At 72.0% G+C, this 15,949-nt stretch carries 18 protein-coding genes; 6 read left to right on the top strand and 12 right to left on the bottom strand.

The genetic code is table 11. The features are described from left to right. Positions 1-24 precede the first annotated feature (24 nt). The 9 genes from NJ376_RS16660 to NJ376_RS16620 all read right to left on the bottom strand — a co-directional run bounded on the left by NJ376_RS16660 (position 25) and on the right by NJ376_RS16620 (position 7,788). Positions 25-210, bottom strand: a complete 186-nt coding sequence (locus tag NJ376_RS16660) for a hypothetical protein (RefSeq protein ID WP_252954410.1) — start codon at positions 208-210, stop codon at positions 25-27. Between the two features lie 10 nt (positions 211-220). After that, complete coding sequence (locus tag NJ376_RS16655; protein WP_252954409.1) at positions 221-991, bottom strand: ABC transporter ATP-binding protein; 771 nt, start codon at positions 989-991, stop codon at positions 221-223. Next, positions 985-1,983, bottom strand: a complete 999-nt coding sequence (locus tag NJ376_RS16650) for an ABC transporter permease (RefSeq protein WP_252954408.1) — start codon at positions 1,981-1,983, stop codon at positions 985-987. Before NJ376_RS16650 ends, NJ376_RS16655 begins: the two co-directional genes overlap by 7 nt. Next, positions 1,980-3,065 carry an ABC transporter substrate-binding protein gene (locus NJ376_RS16645; protein ID WP_252954407.1) on the bottom strand — a complete coding sequence of 362 codons (1,086 nt, stop codon included), beginning with the start codon at positions 3,063-3,065 and terminating at the stop codon, positions 1,980-1,982. The genes NJ376_RS16650 and NJ376_RS16645 overlap by 4 nt, the downstream gene beginning before the upstream one ends. 11 nt (positions 3,066-3,076) lie before the next feature. After that, positions 3,077-4,180, bottom strand: coding sequence for an LLM class flavin-dependent oxidoreductase (locus NJ376_RS16640; protein WP_252954406.1), 1,104 nt, complete (start codon positions 4,178-4,180; stop codon positions 3,077-3,079). 87 nt (positions 4,181-4,267) lie between these two features. Further along, the gene (locus NJ376_RS16635; RefSeq protein ID WP_252954405.1) at positions 4,268-5,239 is read right to left on the bottom strand and encodes a Bug family tripartite tricarboxylate transporter substrate binding protein; all 972 of its coding nucleotides are present in this window, start codon (positions 5,237-5,239) and stop codon (positions 4,268-4,270) included. Positions 5,240-5,339: 100 nt separating this feature from the next. Next, positions 5,340-6,488, bottom strand: coding sequence for an acyl-CoA dehydrogenase family protein (locus NJ376_RS16630; RefSeq protein WP_252954404.1), 1,149 nt, complete (start codon positions 6,486-6,488; stop codon positions 5,340-5,342). 40 nt (positions 6,489-6,528) lie between these two features. Next, positions 6,529-6,765 carry a hypothetical protein gene (locus tag NJ376_RS16625; RefSeq protein ID WP_252954403.1) on the bottom strand — a complete coding sequence of 79 codons (237 nt, stop codon included), beginning with the start codon at positions 6,763-6,765 and terminating at the stop codon, positions 6,529-6,531. Between the two features lie 240 nt (positions 6,766-7,005). Then, positions 7,006-7,788: a TauD/TfdA family dioxygenase gene (locus NJ376_RS16620; protein ID WP_252954402.1), complete on the bottom strand. Its 783-nt coding sequence runs from the start codon at positions 7,786-7,788 to the stop codon at positions 7,006-7,008. An 808-nt stretch (positions 7,789-8,596) separates the two neighbouring features. Between NJ376_RS16620 and NJ376_RS16615 the strand changes: the two genes are divergently transcribed. The 6 genes from NJ376_RS16615 (at position 8,597) to NJ376_RS16590 (ending at position 12,801) form a co-directional block, all read left to right on the top strand. Then, complete coding sequence (locus NJ376_RS16615) at positions 8,597-8,857, top strand: twin-arginine translocase TatA/TatE family subunit (protein ID WP_252954401.1); 261 nt, start codon at positions 8,597-8,599, stop codon at positions 8,855-8,857. A gap of 86 nt (positions 8,858-8,943) precedes the next feature. Further along, positions 8,944-9,600, top strand: coding sequence for a methylthioribulose 1-phosphate dehydratase (locus NJ376_RS16610; RefSeq protein ID WP_252954427.1), 657 nt, complete (start codon positions 8,944-8,946; stop codon positions 9,598-9,600). Continuing rightward, positions 9,597-10,133, top strand: coding sequence for a 1,2-dihydroxy-3-keto-5-methylthiopentene dioxygenase (locus NJ376_RS16605; RefSeq protein ID WP_252954400.1), 537 nt, complete (start codon positions 9,597-9,599; stop codon positions 10,131-10,133). Before NJ376_RS16610 ends, NJ376_RS16605 begins: the two co-directional genes overlap by 4 nt. Before the next feature lie 66 nt (positions 10,134-10,199). Beyond that, entirely contained in the window at positions 10,200-10,913 is a 714-nt protein-coding gene (gene mtnC, locus NJ376_RS16600) for an acireductone synthase (RefSeq protein ID WP_370288339.1), read from the top strand. 227 nt (positions 10,914-11,140) lie between these two features. Beyond that, positions 11,141-12,127, top strand: a complete 987-nt coding sequence (corA, locus tag NJ376_RS16595) for a magnesium/cobalt transporter CorA (protein ID WP_252954399.1) — start codon at positions 11,141-11,143, stop codon at positions 12,125-12,127. Then, entirely contained in the window at positions 12,118-12,801 is a 684-nt protein-coding gene (locus tag NJ376_RS16590; RefSeq protein WP_252954398.1) for a hypothetical protein, read from the top strand. The genes corA and NJ376_RS16590 overlap by 10 nt, the downstream gene beginning before the upstream one ends. A gap of 333 nt (positions 12,802-13,134) precedes the next feature. On the opposite strand, the gene rho is transcribed toward NJ376_RS16590, so the two are convergent. From rho to NJ376_RS16575, 3 genes are all read right to left on the bottom strand, one after another. Then, the gene (gene rho / locus NJ376_RS16585) at positions 13,135-14,409 is read right to left on the bottom strand and encodes a transcription termination factor Rho (RefSeq protein ID WP_252954397.1); all 1,275 of its coding nucleotides are present in this window, start codon (positions 14,407-14,409) and stop codon (positions 13,135-13,137) included. Positions 14,410-14,834: 425 nt separating this feature from the next. Then, positions 14,835-15,287 (bottom strand): protoporphyrinogen oxidase HemJ, encoded by a 453-nt coding sequence (gene hemJ / locus NJ376_RS16580; protein ID WP_252954396.1) that lies wholly within the window; start codon positions 15,285-15,287, stop codon positions 14,835-14,837. Continuing rightward, the gene (locus NJ376_RS16575) at positions 15,284-15,859 is read right to left on the bottom strand and encodes an MORN repeat-containing protein (protein WP_252954395.1); all 576 of its coding nucleotides are present in this window, start codon (positions 15,857-15,859) and stop codon (positions 15,284-15,286) included. The genes hemJ and NJ376_RS16575 overlap by 4 nt, the downstream gene beginning before the upstream one ends. Positions 15,860-15,949: the final 90 nt, after the last annotated feature.

Genomic DNA, 15,949 nt, shown 5'->3' with positions numbered 1-15,949 from the left:
CGAGGAGGAGAACGCCGCTGCCGCTCACATGGCGGCAAAGGCGGAGAGGATGGTTGCCTCCACCGTGTCCTCCGCCGGCGGCGGCAGGGTGGCCTGCAGGGTGATTCCGAGCGCCGCGGCGGCGATGCCGAGGCAGCTCATCGCCGCCTCCGGCGCCGCGTGCAGCGCCTGGAGGGCGGCGAGGAGCGGGGAGGAAAATGCCAGGAGCATCGTTTCCCTCTCAGGCAGCTTCCGCCAGGCCGAGCAGCGCCAGGATCTCCTCCCGCAGCGCCACCAGCCCGGCATCGTCGCGGCGCCGCGGCCGCGGGGTCTCCACCCGGATATCGGCCCGGATGCGGGCCGGGCGGTCGCTGAGGACGAGGACGCGGTCCGCCAGCAGCAGCGCCTCCTCCACGTCATGCGTCACCAGCAGGGCGGTGAAGCGCTCCCGCTCCCACAGCGCCACCAGCTCCCGCTGCATCGCCAGCCGGGTCAGGCTGTCGAGCTTCCCGAGCGGCTCGTCGAGCATCAGGATCCGCGGCTGATTCACCAGCGAGCGGGCCAGCGAGGCGCGCTGCGCCATGCCGCCCGAGAGCTGATGCGGATAGGCCTCGGCGAAGCCGGCGAGGCCGACGAGGCGCAGCGCCTCGTCGATCCGCTTGCTGTCCGCCGCCAGCGTCCCGCGCGCCTCCGGCCCGAGCTGGGCATTGCCGCGCACGGTGCGCCAGGGGAACAGCGTCGGGTCCTGGAACATGATGGTGCGGCTGGGATGGGTGCCGGTGATCGGCACGCCATCCACCAGGAGCTGCCCCTCCGTCGGCGGCTCCAGCCCCGCCACCAGCCGCAGCAGGGTGGACTTGCCGCAGCCGGAGGGGCCGAGCAGGGCGACGAACTCGCCCGGCTCCGCCACCAGGTCGATATCCTGCAGCACCGGCAGGCTCCGCTTCTCCAGCGCGAAGGCGTGGCTGACGCCGCGCACCTCGAGCCTTGCGCCGTTCACGCCGCTCACCATCGCACCAGCCCCTTCTGCCAGGAGAGCAGCCGGTCCCGCAGCCGGAACAGCAGGGTGACGGCGCCAGAGCACATCGCCGCCATGACCAGCAGCGCGGCATACATGTTGGCGTAGGCGGCCCAGCCCTGGGCCCATTGCATGTACCAGCCGAGCCCGGCCTTCACCCCCATCATCTCCGCCACGACGAGCACGGAGAAGGAGGCGCCGAGTCCCATGAACAGCCCGACGAAAACCGAGGGCATGGCCGCCGGCACCGCCACCTTCCGCACCAGGAACCAGGGCGAGGCGCCCATGGTGCGCGCCACGTCGTAATAGGCCTTGGAGACGGCGGAGACGCCCGACCAGGTGAGCACCGTGACGGGGAAGAAGCTGGCCAGCGCGATCAGGAAGGTGGAGGCGCCGCGGGAGGAGGTGAAGGCGAAGAAGGCAATCGGCAGCCAGGCCGTGGCCGGCAGCGGCCCGATCAGCCGCACCACCGGATGCGCCCAATAGCCCACCAGCCGGGACCAGCCCATGGCGACGCCGAACAGGAAGCCGACCAGGGCGCCCAGCGCATAGCCCGGCCCGACCAGCAGCAGGCTGCGCCAGACGCTCTCGCCGAGGCGCGCATAGTCGTCGGTGAAGACCTCCAGGATGGATTGCGGCGCGGCGAAGAAGGGGCGCGGCAGCACCTCGTATTTCGCCGTCGCCAGCTCCCAGGCCAGCAGCGCCAGGGCGAGGAGGATGAGCCAGGGTCCCGCCTGCCGCAGCCGCGCCAGCCGCGGCGCGAGGCCGGGCAGCGAGGCGCCGATGGCGGCGAGCAGGATCACCCCGCCGAAGCCGGCGGCCAGCGCCGCCAGCTCTTGGGTGCGGCCGAGGTCGTCGGCATCCGGCAGCAGGGAGATCGCCGCCGCGGCACCGATCCAGGCGAGCCCGGCCGCCCAGCCGGTGGGCCAGAGGGCGGCGGGGCGCGCGGGAGCCAGCAGCCCCGCGCCGAGGGTGGTTGCGCTCATGCCGGCGCCTCGCTCAGCACATCGGCATAGATGCGGGTGGCCAGGCGCTGCGCATTGGTGTTCGGCCGGATGACCCTCACCAGCTTCAGCTCCTCGATATAGGCGGCAAGCTGGCCGTGCAGCACATGGCCATGCGGATGGTCGCCATGGGTGTGGCTGCGGAGCATGGCGGCGAGCTGCGCCGCATTGGTGTTGCGGGCATTGGGCAGGAAGATCGCCGCCGCCTCCTCCGGATTGGCATGGACCCAGTCCTGGGTCTCCAGCAGCGCGCCGGTCACGGCGCGGGCCGCCGCGCGGTCCTCCCGCAGCAGGCTGCCGCGGATGCCGAGGATGCAGCAGGCGCGGTCCGCATATTCGCCGCTGAGGTTGTTGGCGATCTCATGCAGGTCGTCGCGCTCGCGCAGGATCCAGGCCATGGGGTCGCCCAGGGTGATGGCCTGCGCATCGCCGCGCTTCAGCGCCTCGCCCAGCAGGTCGGCGGGGAAGACGCGGTAGGTGATGTCCGTCTCCGGGTCGAGGCCAAGCTTGGCGGCGACGATGCCGAAGAAATTCTTGTCCGGCGCCGCCATGTCGGTCACGCCAAGCGTCTTGCCGCGCAAATCGGCCACGCTCTCGATGCCGCTGCCCTTGCGGGAGAAGAGCCGCATGCAGCCGCCATGGATGGCGGTGGAGATGCGGACGTCGAAGCCCTGCTCCAGCGGCTTCAGCCAACGCAGCGCCATGCCGATGCCGGCATCCGACTTGCCGGTGGCGATGGCTTCCAGCAGCTGGTCGGTGGAGCCGCCGAAATTCACCAGCTCCACATCCAGGTTGTTGCGCTCGAAGAAGCCGCGCTGCTGCGCGACGAGGGCGCCCACGGTGCAGATGGAATTCGCGTTGAAGCTGAGCTTCAGCTTGCGCCGCGGCCCCGGCGCGGCATAGGCGCCGCCGCCCGCCGTGGCAGCGGTGCGGCAGATGGCGGAGGGGTCGCGCAGCAGCGCCTCCGGGTCCGGGGCGAAGGCGCGCGGCGCCATGGCGCCGGCCGGAACGGCCAGCGCGGCGGCGCCGGCGGCGCGCAGCAGGGTGCGGCGATCGGTGGGCATCGCTCTCTCCCTTATTCGGCGGCCGCAGGCACGGTGCCGCGGGCGGCGATGGCGGCGCGGGTCGCGGGCAGCAGCTCCGCGCCGAACTGCACGGCATCCTCCAGCGGGTCGAAGCCGCGGATCAGGAAGGTGTCGATGCCGAGGGCGTGGTAGTCCGCCAGGCTCTCCGCCACCTGCTCCGGCGTGCCGACCAGGGCGGTGGTGTTGGCCCCGGCGCCGACCGCCGCCGCCACCTCGGTCCAGAGGCGCTTGTCGCGCACCGGGCCGGCGGCGGCGGCTTCCAGCAGGCGCCTGCTGCCGATGCTCTCCGGCTTCGGCCCGCCGCTGCCCACCGCGTCGGCACGCAGGCTGCGGATGCGTTCGATGATGCGGTTGGCGCGCGCCCAGGCATCCGCCTCCGTCGCCGCCAGCACCGGGCGGAAGGACATGCTGAAGCGGATCGCCTGCGGATCCCGCCCGGCCTTCGCCACGCTGGCGCGGACCCGCGCCACCGTCTCCCGCGCCTGGTCCAGCGTCTCGCCCCAGAAGGCATAGACATCGGCGATGCGGCCGGCGATCTCGATGGCGATGTCGGAGGAGCCGCCGAAGAAGACCGGGATATGCGGCTGCTGCAGCGGCTTCACCTCGGCGAAGCCGCCCTCGAAGCGGTAGTGGCGGCCTTCATGGTCGAAGGGCTTATCGCTGGTCCAGAGCCGCTTCAGCAGCGTGACGTATTCCTCGGACCGGGCGTAGCGCTCGGTATGGTCGAGGTAGTCGCCATCCTTGCGCTGCTCGGTGCTGCTGCCGCCGCTGATGACGTGGATGGCGGCACGGCCGGCGGTGAGCTGGTCGAAGGTGGCGAATTGCCGGGCGGCCAGGGTCGGCGCGATGAAGCCCGGGCGGTGCGCCACCATGAAGCCGATGCGCTTGGCGGCCGCGGCGGCGTGCTGCGCCACCAGCAGCGCATCCGGGCTGGTGCTGCCCCAGGCGACGAGGATGCGGTCGAAGCCCGCCGCCTCATGCGCCAGGGCGAAGCGCTGAATGTAGTCGGCATCCACCACCGGACCTCGGGGCGGGTGGATTTCGGATTGCGGGCGATGCGCGATCATCCCGATGAAAGTCAATGGATGCGTCATGGCGTCCTTCCTTTGGCGTCGGGCCGGTTGGCTAACGCCGGCGCGCCCCGCGGCGCTCCGGCGATCGAACGGCCTTAGGCAATGGCCTTAGGCAATATCGAGGCGGCGCAGCGTGGCGCCGATGGCGGCGTGGTCGGCGGCGGTGCGGCGGGCGAGCTCCTCGGGCGAGATCGGCTCCGGCTTCAGGCCGAAGCGGCGCAGCGCGGCGTTCACCTCCGGCTGGGCCAGGCTCTCGTTGAACTCGCGGTTCAGCCGGGCGATCACCGGCTCCGGCGTGCCGCGCGGGGCGAAGAGGCCGAACCAGCCGGAGACCGGCCAGTCGCGGCCGAAGCCCTGCTCGATCAGGGTCGGCACCCCCGCAAAATCCTCCCAGCGCTCGGCGCCGACGGTCGCCAGGGGCTGCAGCCGCCCCTCCGCCGCATGCGGCGCCGCGATCGGGTCGATGATCAGGTGGCAATCGCCGGTGATGACGCTGGTGGCGGCGGCGGCGCTGCCGGGGAAGGGCACATGCACCGCCTCGACCCCCGCCGCCTCCATCAGCAGCGCGCCGCGCAGATGCCCGGCGGAGCCGATGCCGGAGGAGGCGTAGTTCAGGAAGCCCGGCCGGCGCCGCGCCAGCGCGATCAGCTCGGCCAGGGTGGAAACGCCGAGCTTCGGATTGACGGCGACCAGGCTGTAGGCCTCCCCCGCCAGCGCCACCGGCACCAGGTCCCGCAGCGGGTCGTAGCCGACGCGGGAAAGATGCGGCGCGATGGTGAGGTTGCCGGCGGAGGCGTTCAGCAGGGTGTAGCCATCCGGCTTCGCCTCCGCGACCAGCCGCGAGCCGACCGTGCCGCCGGCGCCCGCCTTGTTCTCGACCACCACCGGCACGCCAAGCCGCGGCGAGAGGGCGCGGGACATGGTGCGGGAGACGTTGTCATTGGTCGCGCCCGGCGGGTAGGGGCAGAGGTAGCGGATCGGCCGGTCGGGATACTCGCCATGCGACGGGCCCTGGGCACGGGCGGCGGCGAGGGCAGGCACGGCCAGGGCGGCGCCGAGCAGCAGGCGGCGGCGGATCATTGCAGCAGCTCCAGGATCAGATTGGGTCGGGCAAGCCCGCTGGCCGTCAGCGCGGCACCGAGGCCGCCGAGCAGCAGGGCGAAGCGGAAGGCGAGACCGGTCACGCCGCAGTCTCCGCCAGGGCGGCGCGGCCGGCCGCCAGATGCGCGGCATCCGCCGTGGGCGCATGGATTCGGGCGCATTGCACGTCGCGCCAGTGGCGCTCCAGCGGAAAGGCGCGGTCATGCGCGTGATTGCCGGCGAGGAGCGTGGCGCCCTCCACCGCGCGCACCGCATTCTCCACCAGCACCGCCTGCAGCGCGGCGGCCTCGGCCGGCGCAGGCGGCGTGCCGGCATCGGTCGCCAGGGCCAATGCCTCCATGATGCGGGCATTGGCGGCGAGCAGCGCCTCGATGCGCCCCACCGCCTCCTGCATCCGCGGCAGGGTCGCCAGCGGGGCGCCGAGGCCGCTCGGGACACGACTGCGGAGGAACTGGACCACCCAGTCCCGCGCCGCGCGGGCGATTCCGGTATAGACCGCCGGCACCAGCACGCCGTTCCACACCGCCTGCACCGGGTCCAGCGTGGCGCCGCCGGGCGGGGCCAGGCCGATGGCGTGGTCGGCGGGGATCTCCACCGCCTCCAGCACCAAATCATGGCTGCCGGAGCCGCGCAGGCCGAGATGGTTCCAGCTTTCCACCACCGTCACGCCGGGGGCCCCGGCGGGGACGAGGAAGCTGCCGATTCGCGGCGCGGCCTCCTCCGTGCGGGCGAAGACCTCCAGCCAGCGCAGCGCGCCGATGCCGGTGGCGTAGCGCTTGCGGCCGGAGATCACCCAGCCGCCGGCGCTGCGCCGCGCCGTGGTGGCCGGCAAGCCGCCCCGGGTCGGGGAGCCGAGCTCAGGCTCCACCCGGATGGCGTTCACCAGCGCGCCTTCCTCCACCGCCTCCCGCCCGAGCTGGCGCTTGAGAGGCTCCGGCCAAGCGGGGCTGCGGGCGAGCGCGGCCTGCTTCAGATACTGCATGGCGAGGATCAGCGCCGTCGCCGGGCAGGCGGCGCCGATGCGGGCGATGGCCTCCGCGGCGAGGCGCAGCCCCGCCCCGCCGCCGCCAAGCGCGGCCGGCACGGTGAGGGCGGCAAACCCCGCCTGATGCAGCAGGGCGAGGGAGTCGCGCGGCACCGTCCCGTCCCGGTCATGCCAGGGGGCGGCGGCGGCGATGGCGGGCAGCACGGCGCCAAGGCCGGCGAGCGGGTCGCGGTCGGCGGTCATGCGCTCACTCCTGGGCATGCCACGGCAAAGCGCATGGCGGTCACGACACCGGCCGGAGGCGCGCCGGGGGCGGCGGCAGCGGCGCGGCGGGCGAGGGCTGGCGGGCGCGGCGCAGCACGGCGCGGGCGATGCGGGCGGCATCCTCGGCCGTGTCGAAGCCGGCGCCGTCGAGGTCGCTCAGCACGGGCTCCACGGCGACGAAATGCCAGCGATGGCTGGACTGGACGGCGACGCCGACGAAGCGGCCGTCAATATCGATGGGTTGCGAGCGGATCATGGCGATCCTTCCTGCGAAATGCGTGTGTGGCGGTGCGGCGAGGCGGGCGGCGCGCGGCCGCGGCGTCAGCCCCGACAGCGTCCCGGCGCGGCGGCGGCGAAAAGGCGGCCGGGGCATGCCGCCCCGGCCGAGTTCGGGAGGATGCGCCAGTCACGGGCGCCTGCAGTCGAACCGTCCGGGGACGGCCCATCCGCCCCAATCGGGCGGATCGCGGGGCTCAGCCGAGGCATGGGATGGGCCTCAGCCGGCGATCAGGTAGGGGGTGGTGGCGGCGGCGGCGCCGAGCGGCGCTTCCGGCGCGGCGGCGGCGCGCAGCAGCGGCGCCTGGGCGCCCGCCTGGCCCGGCGCCAACCGGTGCAGCAGAGCGTGGCCGTCCCACAGCAGCAGGTCGCCCTGGCGGAAGCCGTGGCGCCAGGTGATGGCCGGGGCGGTGGCGGCGGCGCGCAGCCGGGGCAGCAGCGCAGCGGCCTCCGCCGCCGGCAGGCCGGCCAGGGCGGTGGCCTCCGGCGGCAGGAAGAGGGCGCGGCGATGGCCGGCGGCATCCGCCTGCACCAGCGGCAGCGGCCCGGCCGGGGTCGCCGCCTCCAGATACGCGACATGGTAGGCGAGCCAGGGGTTCAGCCCGGCCAGGGCGGCGATCTGGCTGGCGAAGAGGCCAGTGAGGCCGGGCGCCGGCGGCGCGGCGGCGAAGAGCGCCTGCACCCGGGCCGGGCGGCGCGGGGAGAGCGGGTCGAAGGCCCAGCCGGCGAGGTCGCCGGGCGCGGCCAGCGCCGTGGGCAGGGCGCGGGGGGCGTGGGCGAGGCGGGCGGCGAGGGCGGCGAGCTGCGCCGGGCTCAGCGCCTGGTCGCGCAGCAGCAGGAGCTGGTGCTCGGCCAGGGCGGCGACGAGGCGGTCCAGCACCGCCTCCGGCTGCGGGGCGGCGAGGTCGAGGCCGTAGAGCTCCAGCCCGAATTCGGGATGCAGCGGCCGGAAGGGCAGCGCGGTGGCGGCCGCGGGCAACGCGGCGGCGAGATGGGCGGACATGGCTTTCCCCTGCGACCCTCGCGGGGCGAGGACCGGGATGAAGGGTGGCGTGCGGCGCGGGTCGGTCGGGCGGTCAGCCCGGACAGCGACAGGGCGCGGGAAGCAGCGCGGGCCCGAACATCAGGGGGCTGCGCTTTAGCTCTTGGTGACGCGGCGCAAGCTGCATGATTCAAACTCCGCGGTTCCGCCGCGGGATGCGGCGGTGACAGGGATATTCAACTACCAACAATCGCACGAGTCAATATCGGTTTTATCGGTCCCAAGCGTGATTTGGTGACGGCAGGGCGGGCTGGAAAGGGGGCGGCGCCTTGTCAATTTTTCCCTGCAAATACAATCATCTGAATGGCAATGGCGAAAGCGCGCGAAAGGCCGGGCACAGTCCCGGGGCGCCATTCGCCGATCAATTCACGCTAAGAAATGGTATTTACGGCGGCATTTCCACCGCGACGAGGGCAGATCCGCGCCACGGCCGACCCCATGGGGAGCGGCCGGCGAGCCATGCCAGGCCAGCGCCGTGCACGGCCGGAACGGCGCCGTCATCCGCGGCCGCGGCGCCTCACAGGCGCGAACGCCCGGGCGCCGTCACGCTTCCGCCGGCACCGCGGCGCCTTTCGCCGCCCCTGCGGCGGCTTTCCGCCCCTACCCCGTTGCGCCGGGCCCTCGCCCGGACCATCTCCTTGTTTGCGCCGGCCCGGCCGGGGCACTACTGTCCCGGCGGCCATGGCTGGCCAGGGAGGCTGCCCGCAGGGGAAGCCGCTGTGCCAGGGGGCCGGCCGGGCAACAGAGACAAGATTCATCGGGGCGTCACATGGGTTCCTTCAGCATCTGGCACTGGCTCATCGTGCTGCTGGTCGTCCTGCTGCTCTTCGGCAGCGGCAAGATCAGCACCCTGATGGGCGACCTCGCCACCGGCATCAAATCCTTCAAGAAGAACATGAAGGAGGAGGATGACGCCTCGCTGGCCGAATCCGCGCCGCCCGCGGCGCAGCCGCCGGCCGGCAGCATCCAGGGCCCGGCCGCCGGCCAGCAGGCCCAGAGCCACGCCTCCACCAGCCGGCCCGCCGCCTGATGCACCCGGCCCGGTGCGCCGCGGCCCTGGGCGGCCCGGGGCATCGGGCCCTGCCACCGCCGGGGCGCTGATCCGCCATGGCCGAGATGCTGGCCCGGGCACGCCCGGGCGCCGTGGCGGAGAGCCTGACCGCCGCCACCGAGGCGATCATCGCGGCCGGGCGGCGGATGGACCGGTTCGGCTGGGTGCCGGCCACCGCCGGCAACATCTCCATCCGCCTCTCCGCGACCGGGATCGCGATCACCCGCTCCGGCGGGCATAAGGGCTTCCTGGACAGCTCCGGCGTCATCCTGGTCGATGCCGAAGGGCGGCCGCTGACACCCGGGGATCGCGCCTCGGCCGAGACCGGGCTGCATTGCGGCATCTACCGCCGCTTCCCCGAGGCCGGCGCGGTGCTGCATGGCCACTCCCCCGCCGCCACCGTGCTGTCCCGCGTGAGTGGCGACGCCATCCGGCTGGCGGGGTATGAGCTGCTGAAGGCCTTCCCCGGCCTGCCGACGCATGAGGCGGCGATCGACCTGCCGGTGGTGGCGAACGACCAGGACATTCCCCGCCTGCAAGGCGTCGTCGAGGCGCGCTGGCGGGAGGCGGCGGGGCAACCCGGCGGCGTGGTGCCGGGCTATGTCATCCGCGGCCATGGCGTCTATGTCTGGGCCGCCGACATGCCGGGCGCGCTGACCCGGCTGGAGGCGCTGGAATTCATGCTGGCCTGCGAGCTGGAGCAACGGAGGATCGCACGATGAGCCGTCTGACCGTGTGGGACGCCGCGAGCGGCGCCGAGATCACCCGGACCGAGGACCCCGCCGAGATCGCCAAGGCGCTCGGCAAGATCGGCGTGCGCTTCGAGCGCTGGGAGGGCGTGGCGGTGCCGGAGGGGGCCGACAACGACGCCATCCTCGCCGCCTACCGCCCCTGGCTCGACAAGCTGATGGGCGAGACCGGCGCGGGCTCCGCCGATGTGGTGAGCCTGACGCCGGACCACCCGCAGGCCGCGGCGATGCGCGAGAAATTCCTCAACGAACACATCCACGCCGAGGACGAGGTGCGCTTCTTCGTCCGCGGCAGCGGCGATTTCGTCCTGCATGTGGACGGCAAGGTGTGGGATGCGCATTGCGAGCAGGGCGACCTGCTGAGCGTGCCGGCCGGCACCCGCCACTGGTTCGATGCCGGCGAGAAGCCCTATTTCACCGCGCTCAGGGTCTTCACCGACCCCGCCGGCTGGGTGGCGCAGTTCACCGGCACGGACATGGCGCAGCGCTTCCCCGTTGTGGCCTGAGGCCTTGGCCGTGACGCCGTGCCGGGCCCGGTCGCGGAGCGCCGCAGCGCCGGCGAGGAGCGGGACGTGAGCCGGGCCGGCGCCGTCAAGGTCGTGCTGATGGATATCGAAGGCACCACGACCAGCATCGCCTTCGTGAAGGATCGGCTGTTTCCCTTCGCCGAGACGGCGCTGGAGGGGTTCCTCGCCGCGCATGGCGAGCGGCCGGAGGTGCAGGCGATCCTCGCCGAGGTGCGCGCGCTGGCGCCCGGGCAGCAGCCGGCGGAGGCGTTGCGGGCCTGGATGGCGGCGGACGCCAAGGTGACGCCGCTGAAGGCGCTGCAGGGGCTGATCTGGCACCAGGGCTATGCGGATGGCCGGCTGCAGGGGCATCTCTGGCCGGATGTCGCCGCCTGCCTGCGCGCCTGGGCGGCGGGCGGGGTGCGGCTGGCGATCTATTCCTCCGGCTCGGTCGCCGCGCAGCGGGACCTGTTCGGGCATTCCGAGGCAGGGGACCTGACCCCGCTGCTCTCCGGCTTCTTCGACACGCGGATCGGCGCGAAGCGCGAGGCGGCGAGCTACGCCGCCATCGCCGCCGAGTTGCGGACGGCGCCGGCGGAGATGCTGTTTCTCTCCGACGTGGCGGAGGAGCTGGATGCGGCCAGGGCCGCCGGGCTGCAGACCTGTCAGCTCGTGCGGGCGGCAGATGGGACGCAGCCCGCGGGGCGGCACCCGGAAGCGGTGGATTTTCCGGAAGTGGCGCGACGATTCGGCCTGCCGGCGGGGAGCCCGCCCCGCTAGGCCCTGGCAGGGGAGAAGGCGTCCCAGGCCCTGCCTTCATTCGCGGGCGCCGCGCATCCGGCGGCCACGGGTGACAGATGGCAGCGGGAAAGCTACAGGCGCGGCGGCCAGCCAGTGCCGGGCCGGCTGCCCGCGTGTTCGTGGTGGGGAGTCCCGCCCGGGGCGGCTCGCGCTCCGCCGCAATCTGTTTTAGAAGCCGCCTGCCCCGTACCGGCCGGGAGATGCGCATGTTGACCACCTACACCCTCGAAGCCGGGCACCTGATGGTGCGCGATGGCGCCCAGGACGAAGCGGCGCTGCGCCAGGCCATCTGGATCGACCTGCTGACCCCGACGCCGGAGGAGGAACGCCTGGTCCAGTCCGCGCTGCGGCTGGAAATCCCGACGCGGGAAGAGATGCAGGAGATCGAGAGCTCCTCCCGCCTCTACAAGGAAGACGACGCGCTCTTCCTCACCGCCCCCTTCCTCTATGGGGTGGAGGGCGGGGAGCTGGGCTCCACCGCCATCACCTTCGTGCTGGGCAACGCGCATCTGGTCACGGTGCGCTACGCCACGCCCAAGGCCTTCGCGGTGTTCAGCGCCCGCTGCCAGCGCTCCCCGGCGACGCTGCTCGGCACGCCGGATGCGGTGATGTTCCACCTGTTCGAGCAGGTGGTGGACCGGCTGGCGGATATCCTGGAACGGGTCGGCGCCGATATGGACCGCGCCAGCCAGGCGGCCTTCCGTACCGCCCGCGCCCAGGTGAAGGCCACCACCAAGGATGCCGACCTGAAGGGCGCCCTCATCACCCTCGGCCAAGTGGGGGAGGTGACGACGCGGGCGAATGAGACGCTGCTCGGCCTCTCCCGCATCCTCACCTTCGTGGGGGCGGAGAAGGCGACGGCGGTGCGGAAGGAGAACCAGGCGCTGATCAAATCCCTGGTGCGGGATGTGCGCTCCCTGGTCGAGCACGCGAATTTCCTCAACAGCAAGGCGAATTTCCTGTTGGATGCCGTGCTCGGCATCATCAATGTCGAGCAGAATGCGATCATCAAGACCTTCACCGTGGCCAGCGTGGCGCTGATGCCGCCCACCCTCATCGCCAGCATCTACGGCATGAATTTCGAGTACATGCCGGAGCTGAAATGGGTCGAGGGCTACCCGATGGCGCTGATCATGATGGTGATCTCGGCGGTGGTGCCCGTGCTCTATTTCAAGCGGAAGGGATGGCTATAAGACGGGCCGTTCTTCTCGCGCTGCTCGGGCTGGTGCTGGGGCCGGGGACGGCGCTGGCGCAGCTCTGCCCGCGCGTCACGCCGCGGCTGACCCTGGCGGTGGTGGACCCCGAGCCGGTGCTGGGGCATGAGCTGGACATCGCCGCCCTGCATGCCGAGAGCGGGCAGCAGCAGCGGGAGACGCTGCGGCATCTTGGCCTCACCACCTCCCGCGTCGAGTGGCAGAGCGAGATAGAGACGCGCTACCGGGAGGGGGCGGGGCAGGTCTGCGTCGTGCCGGCGCGCATCGCCCTGACCCTGGTGCAGACCGAGCATCTGGTGCGGATCGCGCGGGAGCTGCCGGAGGGAGGCTGCCTGTACCGCGAGGTGCTGGCGCATGAACGCCGGCATGTGGCGGTGAACCGCCGCAGCCTGCGGGTGGCGGCGGAGAAGGCGCGCGGTGCGGCAACCGCCTGGGCGGCCCGGGCCGAAGGGCGGGGCCAGACGCTGGAGGAGGCGATGGACGCGTTGCAGCAGGGGCTGCGGCGGGCGCTGGAGCCCTCCCTCGCCGCCATGCGCCGGGCGCGCGAGGCGGAACACCGGCGGATCGACACCGAGGCCGAGTATCAGCGCTTGGCACGGATCTGCCCCGGGGACCAGCAGCGGCTGCGGGAGGAGCTGCGGGTCGCGGGGTAGGGCGCACCGGGCCGGGCGCTCCGCTCAAGCCGGGCCTTTCGCGCCCCGCCAGATGTGCCACCGCCCGTTGCCCTGCCGCGGCTTTGCCGCGGCAGGCTGTGCGAGGCACCGATCCCAGAGGGACTCCGGGCTCCACGGCGTTGCGCAGCAACGTCCTGGGGAATGGATCAGAGCAGATCGCGTTCAGATGGAATCATCTGAACGCGTGAAGATGCTCGCAAAACAACGGCCTGGAGCATGCTGCGTGAGCGCAAGCGACCGCAGCACGCTCTAAGCCTTTGTTTGCAGAGCAGATTCACGCCTTCGGGCGATACCCCCCTACGGCGATCTGCTCTAGGTGTTCATCGCGTCGAAGAAGTCCTGGTTGGTCTTGCTGTACTTCAGCTTGTCCAGCAGGAATTCCATCGCGTCCTGGGTGCCCATCGGGTTCAGGATGCGGCGCAGCACCCACATCTTGGCCAGCGTCGCGCGGTCCACCAGCAGCTCCTCCTTGCGGGTGCCGCTCTTGGTGATGTCGATCGCCGGGAAGGTGCGCTTGTCGGAGAGCTTGCGGTCCAGCACGATCTCGCTGTTACCGGTGCCCTTGAACTCCTCGAAGATCACCTCGTCCATGCGGCTGCCGGTGTCGATCAGCGCGGTGGCGATGATGGTCAGCGACCCGCCTTCCTCGATGTTGCGCGCCGCGCCGAAGAAGCGCTTCGGCCGCTGCAGCGCATTGGCGTCCACGCCGCCGGTCAGCACCTTGCCCGAGGAGGGGACGACGGAGTTGTAGGCGCGGCCGAGGCGGGTGATGGAATCCAGCAGGATCACCACGTCCCGCTTGTGCTCGACCAGGCGCTTGGCCTTCTCCAGCACCATCTCCGTCACCTGCACGTGGCGGGTGGCCGGCTCGTCGAAGGTGGAGGCCACGACCTCGCCGCGGACGGTGCGGGCCATGTCGGTGACTTCCTCGGGCCGCTCGTCGATCAGCAGCACCATCAGGAAGACGTCGGGGTTGTTGGCGGTGATGCTCTTGGCGATGTTCTGCAGCATCACCGTCTTGCCGGTGCGCGGCGGCGCCACGATCAGCGCGCGCTGGCCCATGCCGATCGGGGCGATGAGGTCGATGACGCGGTGGGTGTTGTCCTTGGTGGGCCCCTTGCCGACGCTCTCGACCTCGGGGTTCTCCATCTTCAGCCGCCGGTTCGGGTAGAGCGGCGTCAGGTTGTCGAAGTTGATGCGGTGCCGCAGGGCTTCCGGCGGCTCGAAGTTGATCGCGTTGACCTTGAGGAGGGCGAAGTAGCGCTCGCCATCCTTCGGGGCGCGGATCTGGCCCTCCACCGTGTCGCCGGTGCGCAGGCCGAAGCGGCGCACCTGGGCGGGGGAGATGTAGATGTCGTCCGGCCCGGGGAGGAAATTCGCCTGCGGGGAGCGGAGGAAGCCGAAGCCGTCCGGCAGGATCTCGAGCGTGCCCTCGCCGTAGATCGCCTGGTCATTGTCGGCGAGTTGCTTGAGGATCGCGAACATCATGTCCTGCTTGCGCAGGGAGGACGCGTTCTCGATCTGCAACTCCTCGGCAAAGGAGAGGAGGTCCGCGGGAGTCTTGGCCTTGAGGTCGGAAAGATGCATGGCGCACTGCGTCCGGATGCGAGGGGACCGGGACCGTCCCGAAGGAGCCGGGTGCCGCGCGAAGGACTCGCGGGCTCCCCCGGCCGTTTCGCCTGAGCCTTGACTCGGACCCATCCCTGACGGGGCACGGCCGGAGCTGGGGAGGACGAATGTCCCGAGGAGGAGGGAGGGAGGTGAGCCGGCGCGGCGGAGGACGCCGGCAGGCCCGTGAGCGGCGCGAACCTAGGGATCGCCCCGCCCCACGTCAACTGGCGATCTTCATGTGTCGTGTCAAGACCGCGGCACAACAGGGGCTGGAAGTGCCCGCCGCCTGCCGGGCCCACCCGTCCTCCCGCGGCCTGGGCGCGGAGGGTGTGCGAGGCCTCGGACAATCCGGCGCCGCCGGGGTCCCGCCCAGGCCGTGCGGCGGCGTTGCGGGGCATTCCTCAGAAGGGTTTGACGATCACCATGACGACGATGACGATCATCAGCAGGGTCGGCACCTCATTCGCCACCCGCCAATAGCGTTCGGAATGCCGCCGCTCCTCCCGCGCCAGGCGCTTGCGGTTGGCGCTGAGATGGTGGTGGAAGCCGGTCATCAGCAGCACGCAGAGCAGCTTGGTGTGCCACCAGCCGGCCCGCCAATCCAGCACGCCCGGCGTCAGCACCAGGGTCAGCCCCAGCAGCCAGACGGCGATCATGGCGGGGTTCATGATGGCGCGCAGCAGGCGGCGCTCCATCCCCTCCAGCATCGCCGCCTCCGCCGAGCCGGGGGCGGCGCGGTAATGGTTCACGAAGAGCCGCGGCAGGTAGAGCAGGCCGGCCATCCAGGCGATGACGGCGATGAGGTGCGCCGCCTTCACCCAGGGGTAGGCGGGCGCCAGCCAGTCGATGGTCACGTGTCCTGCCCCTGGCAGCTCGCGGCGGGGCGGGTGAAGGCCACCCAGGCGCCGCGGAAGGGCAGGCAGCCATTCTCCCACTCGCCCTCGAAGACCTGGCCGCGCAGGGTCAACCTACCCTGGCCATGCGGATGGCCGGCGCGCATCCGGCCCTCATAGGTCAGGCCCTGGCGCTGGATCTCCAGCCTGCCCTCGACCAGATGGTCGTTGCGGTACTCGCCCTCCTCCACCACCGTCAGCTCCCCGCCTTCATAGTGGTTGAGCTTGCCACGCCCCTCGGCCTTGCCGTGCACCAGCGGGCCCTCATAGGCCATGGAACGGTCCTGGCCGCCGACCCGCCAGGTGATGAGGGACCGGCCGGTGCCCTCGGCGGGGCCCGAGGGGCAGGGGCCGGACCAGCTGGCGCGGATGTCGCTGGCGCCGCCCGGCAAGCCCCCGACCCAAAGCCAGCAGCCGCCCGCCCCGTCCGTGGCCCAGCCGGAGCGGCCGCCAGGGACGACGCGCTCCTCCGGCGGTGGGTCCGCGAAGGCGGCGAGCAGCGCCGCAACCAGCAGAAGGACACAAGGGCGCATCAGCCTCTCCCAACACCATCCCGGGAGGGGCCTTGCCCCTCCCGGACCACCCCACCAGAGGCCGAAGGGCCTTTGGAAACCATGCATCGC

The organism is Siccirubricoccus soli (assembly GCF_024178315.1).
Classification (GTDB): domain Bacteria; phylum Pseudomonadota; class Alphaproteobacteria; order Acetobacterales; family Acetobacteraceae; genus Siccirubricoccus; species Siccirubricoccus soli.
The sequence above is the reverse complement of the archived record's forward strand: the minus strand, read 5'-3'. Positions and strand labels throughout refer to the sequence as shown.